A 12,046-nucleotide genomic window follows, 5' to 3' on the forward strand; every position below is an offset into this window, starting at 1 on the left:
CGGACGTCTTATGCTAGAATGGGAAGAGGATAGAAATGGAACTGGGAATACTTTCGGTAAAAGGAATGATGAGAATACGTGAAAGAATATAAAATTACGAATTTAACCCACTCATACGGAGATAAACTGTTATTTGACCGGTTATCGTTTTCTATTATGGAAAACGAACACATCGGATTAATCGGGGTAAACGGGACAGGAAAAACAACTTTTTTGGATATCCTTTCCGGGGATCAGCAACCCGATGAAGGGGAGATAACTGCACCTAAAGACTACCGAATTGGTTATTTGAAGCAGCAACCGGATATTGATTTGAACCAAACCGTGATGGACGTGGTCTTCGCGGGCGACACACCGATTATGAACGCAGTCAGAGAGTACGAAAGAGCCTTGGAAACCTTAAGTTTGAATGCTCAGAATGTTCAAGCTCAAAATCGTTTTTCGCAAGCTGAACAGAAAATGACTCAAGAAAACGCTTGGCTGGCAAGCACGAATGCCAAAACAATCTTGACGAAGTTGGGCATTACAGACTTGAAGGCGAAAGCAGGCACACTCTCCGGTGGACAGCTGAAGCGGACCGCTTTGGCACAAGTATTGATCCAAGCACCGGATCTGCTGATTTTGGATGAGCCGACCAACCACTTGGATTTCGATATGATTCGTTGGTTGGAAGATTACTTGGCTCAGTACAAAGGTGCATTGCTATTAGTCACGCACGACCGGTACTTTCTAGACCATACGGTGCGGGAGATTTATGAATTGTCACATGGATCACTGTACCATTACACCGGAAACTATCAAGATTATGTGGAGCAAAAAGCTGTACGGGAAGAAGCGGAAATGCAGGCCGAGCACAAAAGGAAACAATTGTATAAACAAGAACTCGCCTGGATGCGGGCGGGAGTACAGGCCCGCGGGACCAAGCAACAAGCGCGCATCAACCGTTTCCGTGAACTAGAAGGCACTGTGAACCAAGGGCAGTCCGATTCTTCTATCGATATGGCTCTTTCTGGATCACGACTGGGTAAAAAAGTGTTGGAACTGGAAGATGCCACACTCTCACTGAATGGAAAAATGATTTTGGATGGATTTAATCTATTGGTCCAAAATCAAGACCGGATCGGCATTACGGGAGAAAACGGAGCTGGAAAATCAACAGTGCTTAATGTGTTGGCCCAACGATTGCCGTTAGATTCCGGAACGCTTACAGTTGGAGAAACCGTAAAAATTGCTTATTACACTCAGACAAATGAAAAGATGGACCCACAAAAACGTGTCATTTCTTATCTACAGGAAGTCGCAGAAGAAGTAACGACATCAGATGGAGTACGAATCAGTGTGTCTCAGTTGTTGGAAAAGTTCTTATTTGAGCGGCCAACACATGGAACGTTGATTGGAAAACTGTCAGGCGGAGAAAAAAGACGCTTGTATCTGTTGAAATTGTTGATGCAGCAGCCAAACGTTCTCCTGCTGGATGAACCAACGAACGATTTGGATATTGCGACTTTGACGGTTCTGGAAGACTACATCGAAACATTCCCAGGAGCTGTCATCGCAGTTTCTCACGACCGTTACTTTTTGGATAAAGTTGCCGACAAATTGCTCGTCTTCCAAGGAAACGGAAAAATAGATGTCCACTTTGGAAAAATCACCACGTATTTGGCTTCTCTCGAAGTCGAGGATCAGCAAAGCAATGTATCTGCTGATAAGCAACCGACAGCGAAAAAAGAACCAGCGGCTGATAAACCGAAAGAAAAAACAAAACTCACCTACATGGAACAAAAAGAATGGGAAACCATTGAAGACGAACTGTTTGAAATGGAAGAAGAGATTGAGCAATTGGAAAAAGAAATGGCCGCTTCAGGCAGTGATTTCGAAAAATTGCAGGAACTGGAACAACGACGCTCAGAACTTACGGAAGCTTTCGAACAAAAAATGTCCCGGTGGGAATACCTCAGTCAGTATGCGTAAAGCACATCTGACAGAGAGTTTAGGAGGAAAAGAAGATGGAACAAGCATATTTAGATTTGGCACAGAGAGTGTTGGATGAAGGTGTGGTTCGGGGGGACCGCACAGGAACTGGAACAAAAAGTGTCTTTGGTCACCAGATGCGTTTTGATTTATCTAAAGGATTTCCGCTGCTCACTACCAAGCGAGTGGCTTTTCGTTTAATCAAAAGCGAATTGTTGTGGTTTTTGAAAGGCGACACCAACATTCGTTACTTGCTGGAAAACAATAACCACATATGGGATGAATGGGCTTTTGAACGATACGTGGCAAGCTCTGACTACACCGGTCCCGACATGACAGATTTCGGATTGCGTGCTCAAGAAGACGAAGAATTCAATAAAGTGTATAAGCAAGAGATGAAAAAGTTTACTGAAAACATTCTTGCAGACGACGCATTTGCTGAAAAGTACGGAACATTGGGAAATGTGTACGGTTCTCAATGGCGGGCGTGGAAAACTTCCACAGGAGAGACAATCGATCAGTTGAAAAATGTCATCGAGACGATCAAACTAAACCCTACCTCCCGTCGTTTGGTGGTTTCTGCATGGAACCCGGAAGACGTTCCGCATATGGCACTTCCTCCATGTCATACACTGTTTCAATTTTATGTAGCAGATGGAAAACTGAGCTGTCAGTTGTATCAGAGAAGCGGAGACATCTTTTTAGGTGTTCCGTTTAACATTGCAAGCTATGCCTTATTGACGCATTTGATTGCACATGAAACAGGATTGGAACCAGGAGAATTCGTGCATACATTAGGAGATGCGCATCTTTATATGAATCACCTTGATCAAATAAAGGAACAATTGTCTCGGGATCCGCGTCCGTTTCCGCAGCTGAAATTAAACCAAGAAAAAGACAGTGTGTTTGATTTTGAAATGGAAGACATAGAAGTTGTAGGATACAACCCTCATCCGCGCATCAAAGCGCCGATAGCGGTGTAATTAATTGTATATCGCAACTATGTTTATTGGAGGGAAAATATGCTGACATTTGTATGGGCTGAAGACAAAAACGGTGTTATTGGACTTGAAGGGAAAATTCCTTGGAAACTGCCAAATGATATGAAATTTTTTAAAGAAGTTACCATGTCGGGAGCTGTGGTGATGGGACGGAAAACCTATGAGAGTATTCCTAACCCGCCGCTTCCAGGACGAACCAACATCGTCCTCACACGCAACCAACTATTTTCGGAGCCGGGTGTCCTGACGGCACATGACAGGGAAACCGTTCTGGAATTTGCTGCTCAAAGTGAAAAAGACGTGCACATTATCGGCGGAGCGGAAATATTCTATCTGTTTAAAGAGGACGTGGAGCGGTTGTACCGGACAGTGATTCACGATAAATTCCCGGGTGACACTTACATGATTCCAATCAATTGGAAAGAATGGGAATTGGTTGAACAAAAAGAAGGTCTGGTGGACAAAAACAACATTCATCCTCACACATTCGAAATCTATGACAAGAAAAAATAAAAAAGAAGCACACGGCAGATGAATGTCCGTGTGCTTCTTTTAGATGTATTTGTTAAATATAAAAATAGATGGAAATGAACATACATGCGGTTCCGGCCAAAACGAATAAATGCCAAACGACATGCATAAAACGAACAGTTTTCAAACGGTAAAACAAGGCGCCCACAGTGAAGGAAAGACCGCCGGCAACCAGCCAGAGAATCCCTTCAAAACCAAGCCCTTGATATAGAGGCCGCATAAAAAATATCGCAATCCAGCCCATGGCAATGTAAATCCAGACCGATATTCCTTGAAGTTTAGTGAACCATACCGTTTTATATATGACACCAAAGAGGGCAATCGCCCAGACGAGAGCAATCAGAAGCCAACCGGTTCGCCCTCCTATGGCCAGCAATGCATAAGGAGTATATGTTCCTGCAATCAAAAGAAAAATGCAGCTGTGATCAAGCCTTCGTAAAAAGTTTTTAGCTTTCGTAAAAGAAAAACTGTGATAGAGGGTAGAGCTCAAATACAAGAGTATGAGTGAAATCCCATAAACAAGATACGAAACCGTGTCGGTTTTACCAGCCGTTTCCAGTGATTTCGTTAAAAGCAGCACCAATCCAATGATGCTGAGTAAAACTCCGATGCCATGAGTGATGGCGTTCAATACTTCGTTCCAAATCAAATACCGTTTACTGAACTTTGCGAGACGTTTGGAAGATGACTGCATATTGGTACCCCTTTCGTATAGCTTTTCTTCTTCAGTCGGTATACCCTGTGTCGTTCTTTTGATATACTAATGGAGATAAACATAAGGCAAATTGGTAGAAGAATTTGTAAAACCAGTATAACACAAACACAAAGAAATTGAATTTTTATGACACGATTCATTTGCGTTTTGAAGGAGTAAGATGTATGAAAAAGTTTAAATCAACGGTTCAGTCTTTTCTGGTTTTCTTAGTTGCGGTAGTCGCGACTTTCGCGGTATTGTCCTTGTTTGTTTCCACCGATGAAGAAGACGGCGGCAATTCCCCTGCCCAATTGGAGGAACCGCCTGTCCCGCAGGATATAACAATGGTCGCTTTAGGTGATTCACTCACAGAAGGAGTCGGGGACCTTTCAAAAAGGGGCGGGTATGTACCTGTGACTGCTGAACTTTTGGAAGACAAAGAGATGTTTGCGACTGTTCAAGCGGTTAATGCTGGAAAAAGTGGAGCCACGGCTGCGGATGTACAAGAAATCATACAGACAAATAAAGAGCTGGAAGATGAACTTGCTTCTGCGGACATGATAGTCTTGTCAGTGGGGGGAAATAATCTCGTCCAGACCTTATCACAGACAGGGTTGAATGCACCAAAAGAAGCATTCGATCGACCTTTGATGGACTACCGCAAAGACCTCACCGACCTGCTAAACGAAGTGCGCAAACGAAACACGGAAGCCCCGTTGTATGTATTCGGCATCTACAACCCTTACTATTACTATTTCTCTGAGATTGAACCGCTCCAACAAGTGATAGATATGTGGAATAACACTACGGAAGAAGTGGTGGAAGAAAATGGACAGTCTCATTTCATTTCAATTGATCACATGTTCAACACGTTGGATAATGTGGTGAGCGGGGAAAAAATTGAAGAAGAAACAGAGGGGACAGCACAGAGAGCGCATCCGTATTTGTTTCAAGGTGATTATTTCCACCCTAATGAAGACGGGTACCGGTTGATGGCGGATGCACTGGTTGAAGAAATCGAACAAACTTGGAAAACAGAACAAGATACAGCTGAGGAGCAGTGATAACATGAAAGAAAACCCAGACACCCGTTCGAAACAAAAGAATTCTCGTCCCAATAAAGTGAATGGTTGGAAATGGTCGTTTTTGATTTTATTGGGAATAGTGATTGGCGCAGTGGTTTGGTTTTTCGTTCAGATGCAGCCGTACACAAGAGGAAGCGTGAATGAAGCACCATTGGATACATCAGATGAAATAGTACTTGAAGTCCGAACGGGAAAAGAAGAACTCAGTCAGCTGGCCAATCAATATATCGAAAACAATATGGAAGACAATGAAATGTCCTACACATTAATATTGGAAGATGAAGCACAGCTGCAAGGAGAAATGGAAGTGTTCGGTTTTCCAGTGCCATTCACTCTTTTATTTGAGCCGTATGTATTGGAAAACGGGAATCTGCAATTGCGGGCAACAAACTTGCAAATAGGAACGTTATCGCTTCCCATCTCTTTTGTCATGAATCAAATCGGGTCACGTCTTTCACTTCCGGACTGGATTGTGATGGACAGTGAATCGCAGATTGTAGTGATTAATTTGAATGAATTTGAATTGGAAGAAGGCGTTCAATTTTCCATGGAACGCATCAATTTACTGGAGGATGATATCCGCATCCGTATCCATTTGCCGCAAGATGCGGTACAATGATGTCATATGAAAAAAGAGGATCAGGGGGATAAAGAATTATGAAAGAAACAGCAATTTTTGCAGGAGGCTGCTTTTGGTGCATGGTTTCTCCATTTGACGAACAGCCGGGAATCATTGAAGTGAAATCTGGTTACACAGGAGGACACACAGAGAACCCGACTTACGAAGAAGTGAAATCTCAAGAAACAGGGCATACAGAAGCAGTACGTATCGTGTTTGACCCGGAAGTGATTTCCTACGAGGAACTGGTGGAAATTTACTGGAATCAAACCGATCCAACCGATGCCATGGGACAATTCCATGACCGCGGCAGCAGCTATCGACCGGTTATTTTTGTCAACAATGAAGAACAGCGCCGGATTGCAGAAGCTTCCAAAAAGAAATTGGAAGAAAGCGGCCGGTACAGTGCCCCAATCGTGACCACCATTGAAGAGGCCGTGCCTTTTTATTTGGCAGAAGAAGAACACCAAGATTTCCATAAAAAAAATCCGGAAGCATATGCGAAAGAAAAAGAAGACCGGAAAAAATGGATGGAATCACAAGAAAAGGAAGTGGCTCGATGAGACGTTCGTTTTACCAGTACTTGATGACGGAAAGAGATCCACACAAAAAAGATGCGGTCACAGAATTCGCCAATGCGGCCGAGTCGGATGATACGTTTCCGAAACAATCCGAGGATTACCATGAAATCAGTCAATACCTGGAGATGAACGGAAACTACTTGTCTTCCATGACGGTATTCGATGAGGCATGGAACAAGTACACAGAAAAGAATGAAGAATTATAATATTAGTGGACAACAGGTAGAAATACCGATAAAAAACTATTATTTTTCTAGGAGGAAGTTCATATGAGTACACACATTGGAGCAGAAAAAGGGGCAATTGCAGAAACAGTCTTGCTGCCGGGAGACCCATTGAGAGCAAAATACATCGCTGAAACGTTTTTGGAGGATGTCCAGCAGTACAATACAGTCCGGAATGCATTTGGATACACCGGCACGTACAAAGGTGAGCGTGTTTCTGTACAAGGAACCGGAATGGGAATTCCGTCTATGATGATTTATGCAGAAGAATTGATCACTGAATACGGTGTACAAAACTTGATGCGCGTCGGTTCAGCAGGCGGGATGAAAGAAGACATCAAAGTGCGTGATGTCATCCTTGCACAAGGCGCGACAACGGATTCCAACATCAACCGACAAGAATTTAACAATCAAGTAGATTTTGCGTCTTTGGCTGATTTTGAATTGTTGAAAACCGCATATGAAATCGGACAAGAAAAAGGGATGAATGTCCGTGTCGGGAATGTGTTGAGTGCCGACCGCTTCTACAACCCAACGTTGGATAAAAAGAAATTGGCTGATTATGGTGTCTTGGCTACTGAAATGGAAGCTGCAGGCTTGTATACTGTAGCAGCTAAACACAACCGCAAAGCGTTGGCTATTTTGACCATCAGCGACCATATCATCACCGGGGAAGAAACAACCGCTGAAGAAAGAGAGCGGACCTTTGATGATATGATGATCATCGCTTTAGAGACTGCATTGACATTGAAAGGTGACAGCAAGAACGCGTGAAAAGAGGGGAAAAATGAATCCAGAACCGAAAAAAAAGAAAACTAGAGGCGTCAAGCCATGGTTTTACGCTATTTCTCTGCTTGTGGTAGCTGTGCTTTCAATCATTGGAACACTGTTTGTTTCGAGCTCTTCTTTTGGGAATATGGAAGAAACGTCCGCGTTGGAAACAGAGGGAGTATTGTCTGTAAGCGACACTCCACAAGACAATGATTTCGCAGTGATTCAAGAGGCTTTTGCACGGTTAAAAGAAAGTTATTATCAAGAAGTCGATGATGAAACACTGATTGAAGGTGCAATAGCAGGAATGGCCGAAGCGGTGGAAGATCCTTATACGGAGTATCTGGATGATGTGGAATCCGTAACTCTGGAAGAAGACATCACAGGAAGCTTTGAAGGAATCGGAGCGGAAGTGATGAAGGAAGGCGAATACGTCAAAGTCGTCTCCCCGATTCCAGGCTCTCCTGCTGAAGAAGCTGGACTTCTTCCCAATGACTTGGTTATGGAAGTGGACGGCAAGGCGATAGAAGGCATGTCATTAAACGAAGCGGTAGCTTTGATTCGAGGCGAAAAAGGAACAGACGTTGTTTTGACAATTGACCGTGGCGGTCAAACGTTTGAGGTTGCGATTACCCGCGATGCGATACCCGTCGAAACGGTTGTTTATCAGTTGGATGAGACGCATCCTGAAATTGGGCATATTCAAATCACCAATTTCTCTCTTCCCACTTACGATGAGCTGGTGGAAGCTGTTACGAGTTTAAGAGAACAAGGAGCCAAAGCATTTGTATTTGATGTCCGGGGCAATCCAGGCGGACTCTTGAACTCTGCAATCGAACTGTCCAATGTATTTGTCGAAGAAGGCAAGCCTTTGTTCCAAATACAAGAACGTGACAACGAACCGTATGTCTACCACGCCAATGATGAATTGTATGGCGACTTTAAGGTGACTGAACCGTCCATCCTGCTGATTAACGAAGGGAGCGCGAGTGCTTCCGAGATTCTGGCAGCAGCTATGAATGAATCAGCGGATATCCCTCTTCTGGGAATGCCCACATTCGGAAAAGGAACCATGCAAAACGTTGAACCAATCGGCGACGGCGGTGAGTTGAAAATCACGGTCGGTAAATGGTTGACACCTTCAGGTAAATGGGTGAATGAAGAAGGGATTGTTCCGACAATAGAGCAGGAACTTCCATCCTACGTCAATTTACTTTTGATCAACAGGTCCAAGACGTACCAAGAAACAGATCTCTCTGTAGAAGTAGAGAACATTGAATCGATTTTAGAAGCACTTGGTTATGCTCCGGGAACGGTTGATGGATACTTTGATGAACAGACAACAAAGGCCGTCAGTCAATTCCAACAAGAAGAAAACCTTTCAGTAGACGGCATTGTCACTGGCGATACAGCCAATCTGCTTGTTGAACGTCTTCGAGAACTGATTAATCAAAATGATACTCAATACGATGCAGCCGTTGAATGGCTGATAGACAATCATTCAATGGAACAATAGGGAATTGACTGGAGAGACTTTGCCGCTTGCATCTAAGTGGTGAAGTCTCTTATAATAAAGCATAGACAAAAAGGAAAATGTCATGGGGAATATGATACGTGTTAATAGAATGAATAAAACAAAACGAATTTTAAAGACAGTTCTTCTTTTGTCTGTCGTCCTTGTTCTTGCAGTCAGCTTGGTGATGTTCCGGTCGATTGAAATAAACGGGTCATCCATGGTCCCTACATTGGAGCAAAACGACCGCGTGTTGGCGAACATTTATCCTGAAGTGGAGCGTTTCGATGTCATTGTTTTTCGCGATCGAAATGACCAACCTGTGGTGAAACGCGTCATCGGCCTTCCTGGAGAGACGGTTCGTTACGAAGACGATCAATTGTATGTTGATGGAGAACCGATAGAAGAACCGTTTTTGAAAGATTCTTCTTTGCAGGCAGTAAGAGGAAGTTGGACGTCTGATTTTTCACTGGAAGAAGTGATTGATCAAACTACCATACCAAGCGATTCTTATTTTGTGTTGGGTGACAACCGACGTTTCAGCCTGGACAGCAGGGTATACGGGACGGTTCCAGAAGAAGCTGTCATTGGAGAAGTCATCATGGTCCTTCACCCATTTAATCGCATGGCTCTTGTACATGATTAAAGAGAACCTCATAGGAGAGTAGTGAGTGTATTGAAAAATGAACAGATTGATGAAAAAAACGGTTCAAAGGGAACTGGGAAGAAGTCGACGCCATTTAGAGAATTTTTGAGTACTCTTTTGTATATAGTAGTTGTATTTTTTGTTTTTCTGGCCATTCGACAGTTTTTATTCGTACCAGTGAGTGTGGATGGTGCATCCATGGAACCCACTTTGCAACATAAAGACCGTCTGATTCTCAGCAAAGTAGGAGAGATTGATCGCTTTGACATCGTCGTTTTTCCCGCTCCGGATGATCCAGAGAAACAGTACATCAAACGAGTGATTGGTGTACCTGGAGATTCCATCCGTTATGAGAAAGATACACTCTTTATCAATGATTATCCAGTGGAAGAACCGTACATTGATTTTATAGAAAATTCCATTTCAGATTCTGAAACGTATACTTCCGATTTCTCTTTAGACTCCGTCACTGAGATGGAAGCCGTACCGGAAGAACATTATTTTTTAATGGGTGATAACCGTTCAAATTCAAAAGACAGCCGTGTATTTGGCTTTATTCATGAAGACGATATTATTGGGCAAGCTAATTTAAGAATTTGGCCATTGGAGAAATTCGGATTCGTCAATGAAGTGGATGCCGACTCTGTCACCAACCAAAATGTTCACAACTAACAAATGAATATATGAAAAATGAGGCATTAAGTGCACAAGACTTTTTGCCTCCTCTTTTTTGTGTTAATCGTTCAACTTAGAAAGGAAGATGTGGATGCCTATTCAATGGTACCCCGGCCATATGGCCAAAGCCAAAAGAGAATTTCAAGAAAAATTAAAACTAGTAGATGTAGTTCTTGAGTTAGTCGATGCCCGTATTCCTCAATCCAGCCGAAACCCGGACTTAGATTCTATTATCGGCGACAAACCGCGCGTGGTGATTTTGATGAAGGCCGACCTGGCGGACCCTGCTCAAACAGAAAAATGGGCGGCTTACTTCGAATCCCAAGGTGTTCCGACCGTGTCGATTGATGCTCAAGAAGGAAGAGATGTGCAAAAAGTCCAACAAGCTGCTAAAAAAGCTTTGACGGAACAGATGAAAAAACGTGCAGAAAAAGGCATGAAGCCGCGTGCAATACGTGCAGTCATTGTTGGGATTCCAAATGTCGGAAAATCTACGCTGATCAACCGGATGGCACGCAAGAAAGTAGCACAGACCGGAAACAAGCCTGGTGTCACAAAAGCCCAACAGTGGATCAAATATGGAAAAGAGCTGGAGTTGTTGGATACCCCAGGGATCCTCTGGCCGAAATTTGAAGACCAAGAAGTGGGGAAATGCTTGGCTTTGACAGGGGCGATTCGCGACCGTCTCTTGTACATGGACGACATTGCCCTCTACGGGATGGAGCTGCTGCGGAAATATTATCCGGGAGCATTGGCCAAACGTTACCGGCTGGATGAATCAGAAGAAGAACTGGAACTGCCGGAATTGTTGATGCGAATCAGTGAAAAAAGAGGATTCCGAGACGATTACGATCGGGCAGCGGAGATGCTTGTTTTTGAGTTGCGCAGAGGGCAGTTGGGACGAGTGACCCTCGACCGGATTGAAGATGTGGAAGAGGCAGATGACTATGACACAACCCAATAAAAAGAAATCTATTTCTGAAATCAAAGAGCTGTTAAAGACCATCACGGATGAAAAAGATGAGCGCCTGGCTCTCATCGCACAAGACGAACGCCTCGGCGTGCAAAAGGCACTTGTGAGTTGGAAGAAGGCCCGACAGAAAATCAAAGAAGCGGAAGAAGAACGCGACCGTATGCTTGTATATGAAAAAGCTTTATGGGAAAGAGAATTCCATTATGTTGCCGGAATCGATGAAGTTGGTCGAGGACCATTGGCTGGTCCGGTTGTCACCGCTTCTGTTGTCCTCCCGCCTGATGTCTCTTTGGTGGGCATTCGAGATTCTAAAAAGCTCTCCGTTTCAAAAAGAGAAAAACTTTATGAAGAAATCATGGACGCTGCTGTATCCGTTGGAATTGGAGTGGTCGACGCGGCGCAAATTGATGAATTGAACATTCTTCAAGCGACAAAAGCAGCGATGAAAAAGTCTATTGAGCAATTGACGGTTCAGCCGGATTACTTGTTGGTGGATGCATTGGAACTTCCGCTTCCCATTCCTCAGACGAGCATCATCAAAGGAGACGCCACCAGTTTATCCATTGCTGCAGCCAGCATCATTGCAAAAGTGACCAGGGACCGTATGATGACGGAATACGATGAGTTGTATCCTGGTTATGGTTTTTCGAAAAACGCAGGTTATGGCACACAGGAACATTTGAATGGCCTCAAGAATCAAGGTCCTTCTCCTATTCACCGGTATTCATTTTCTCCGGTCACGCAGTACAAAAAATAAAGAAC

Annotated in this window: 14 protein-coding genes; 13 read left to right on the forward strand and 1 reads right to left on the reverse strand. The window is 43.7% G+C overall.

The genetic code is table 11. The annotated features are described in order from the left end of the window. Positions 1-78: 78 nt before the first annotated feature. The 3 genes from G470_RS0100415 to G470_RS0100425 are packed head-to-tail and all read left to right on the forward strand — an operon-like array spanning position 79 to position 3,485. The gene (locus G470_RS0100415) at positions 79-1,971 is read left to right on the forward strand and encodes an ABC-F family ATP-binding cassette domain-containing protein (RefSeq protein ID WP_028273100.1); all 1,893 of its coding nucleotides are present in this window, start codon (positions 79-81) and stop codon (positions 1,969-1,971) included. Positions 1,972-2,006: 35 nt separating this feature from the next. Next, positions 2,007-2,954: a thymidylate synthase gene (locus tag G470_RS0100420; protein ID WP_028273101.1), complete on the forward strand. Its 948-nt coding sequence runs from the start codon at positions 2,007-2,009 to the stop codon at positions 2,952-2,954. A gap of 39 nt (positions 2,955-2,993) precedes the next feature. Next, positions 2,994-3,485: a dihydrofolate reductase gene (locus tag G470_RS0100425; RefSeq protein ID WP_028273102.1), complete on the forward strand. Its 492-nt coding sequence runs from the start codon at positions 2,994-2,996 to the stop codon at positions 3,483-3,485. Positions 3,486-3,537: 52 nt separating this feature from the next. Here the strand turns inward: G470_RS0100425 and trhA are convergent, their stop codons facing one another. Beyond that, positions 3,538-4,197, reverse strand: a complete 660-nt coding sequence (gene trhA, locus G470_RS0100430) for a PAQR family membrane homeostasis protein TrhA (RefSeq protein WP_028273103.1) — start codon at positions 4,195-4,197, stop codon at positions 3,538-3,540. A gap of 185 nt (positions 4,198-4,382) precedes the next feature. On the opposite strand from trhA, the gene G470_RS12210 reads away from it, so the two are divergent. The 10 genes from G470_RS12210 (at position 4,383) to G470_RS0100480 (ending at position 12,041) form a co-directional block, all read left to right on the forward strand. Beyond that, complete coding sequence (locus tag G470_RS12210) at positions 4,383-5,261, forward strand: GDSL-type esterase/lipase family protein (protein WP_051258327.1); 879 nt, start codon at positions 4,383-4,385, stop codon at positions 5,259-5,261. 4 nt (positions 5,262-5,265) lie between these two features. Further along, positions 5,266-5,901, forward strand: coding sequence for a YpmS family protein (locus G470_RS0100440; protein WP_028273104.1), 636 nt, complete (start codon positions 5,266-5,268; stop codon positions 5,899-5,901). A 35-nt stretch (positions 5,902-5,936) separates the two neighbouring features. Further along, positions 5,937-6,464, forward strand: coding sequence for a peptide-methionine (S)-S-oxide reductase MsrA (msrA, locus tag G470_RS0100445; protein WP_028273105.1), 528 nt, complete (start codon positions 5,937-5,939; stop codon positions 6,462-6,464). Further along, entirely contained in the window at positions 6,461-6,688 is a 228-nt protein-coding gene (locus G470_RS0100450) for a YozE family protein (protein WP_028273106.1), read from the forward strand. Before msrA ends, G470_RS0100450 begins: the two co-directional genes overlap by 4 nt. Positions 6,689-6,751: 63 nt before the next feature. Continuing rightward, entirely contained in the window at positions 6,752-7,480 is a 729-nt protein-coding gene (gene deoD / locus G470_RS0100455) for a purine-nucleoside phosphorylase (RefSeq protein WP_028273107.1), read from the forward strand. A gap of 13 nt (positions 7,481-7,493) precedes the next feature. Next, positions 7,494-8,993, forward strand: a complete 1,500-nt coding sequence (locus G470_RS0100460) for a S41 family peptidase (RefSeq protein ID WP_028273108.1) — start codon at positions 7,494-7,496, stop codon at positions 8,991-8,993. 109 nt (positions 8,994-9,102) lie between these two features. Next, positions 9,103-9,636: a signal peptidase I gene (gene lepB, locus G470_RS0100465; RefSeq protein ID WP_028273109.1), complete on the forward strand. Its 534-nt coding sequence runs from the start codon at positions 9,103-9,105 to the stop codon at positions 9,634-9,636. Positions 9,637-9,657: 21 nt separating this feature from the next. Beyond that, positions 9,658-10,308, forward strand: coding sequence for a signal peptidase I (gene lepB, locus G470_RS12215; protein ID WP_205617858.1), 651 nt, complete (start codon positions 9,658-9,660; stop codon positions 10,306-10,308). A 94-nt stretch (positions 10,309-10,402) separates the two neighbouring features. Continuing rightward, positions 10,403-11,275: a ribosome biogenesis GTPase YlqF gene (gene ylqF / locus G470_RS0100475; protein WP_028273110.1), complete on the forward strand. Its 873-nt coding sequence runs from the start codon at positions 10,403-10,405 to the stop codon at positions 11,273-11,275. Continuing rightward, complete coding sequence (locus G470_RS0100480; protein WP_035444766.1) at positions 11,259-12,041, forward strand: ribonuclease HII; 783 nt, start codon at positions 11,259-11,261, stop codon at positions 12,039-12,041. The genes ylqF and G470_RS0100480 overlap by 17 nt, the downstream gene beginning before the upstream one ends. The last annotated feature ends 5 nt before the right edge of the window (positions 12,042-12,046 follow it).

The organism is Atopococcus tabaci DSM 17538 (assembly GCF_000429585.1).
GTDB lineage: Bacteria > Bacillota > Bacilli > Lactobacillales > Carnobacteriaceae_A > Atopococcus > Atopococcus tabaci.

What these genes read in the sequence shown, in the direction of transcription:
- G470_RS0100420 (WP_028273101.1), top strand. Translation starts at nt 2,007, where the DNA reads ATGGAACAAGCATATTTAGATTTGGCACAGAGAGTGTTGGATGAAGGT.
- G470_RS0100425 (WP_028273102.1), top strand. Translation starts at nt 2,994, where the DNA reads ATGCTGACATTTGTATGGGCTGAAGACAAAAACGGTGTTATTGGACTT.
- trhA (WP_028273103.1), bottom strand. Translation starts at nt 4,197, where the DNA reads ATGCAGTCATCTTCCAAACGTCTCGCAAAGTTCAGTAAACGGTATTTG.
- G470_RS12210 (WP_051258327.1), top strand. Translation starts at nt 4,383, where the DNA reads ATGAAAAAGTTTAAATCAACGGTTCAGTCTTTTCTGGTTTTCTTAGTT.
- G470_RS0100440 (WP_028273104.1), top strand. Translation starts at nt 5,266, where the DNA reads ATGAAAGAAAACCCAGACACCCGTTCGAAACAAAAGAATTCTCGTCCC.
- G470_RS0100450 (WP_028273106.1), top strand. Translation starts at nt 6,461, where the DNA reads ATGAGACGTTCGTTTTACCAGTACTTGATGACGGAAAGAGATCCACAC.
- deoD (WP_028273107.1), top strand. Translation starts at nt 6,752, where the DNA reads ATGAGTACACACATTGGAGCAGAAAAAGGGGCAATTGCAGAAACAGTC.
- G470_RS0100460 (WP_028273108.1), top strand. Translation starts at nt 7,494, where the DNA reads ATGAATCCAGAACCGAAAAAAAAGAAAACTAGAGGCGTCAAGCCATGG.
- lepB (WP_028273109.1), top strand. Translation starts at nt 9,103, where the DNA reads ATGAATAAAACAAAACGAATTTTAAAGACAGTTCTTCTTTTGTCTGTC.
- ylqF (WP_028273110.1), top strand. Translation starts at nt 10,403, where the DNA reads ATGCCTATTCAATGGTACCCCGGCCATATGGCCAAAGCCAAAAGAGAA.
- G470_RS0100480 (WP_035444766.1), top strand. Translation starts at nt 11,259, where the DNA reads ATGACACAACCCAATAAAAAGAAATCTATTTCTGAAATCAAAGAGCTG.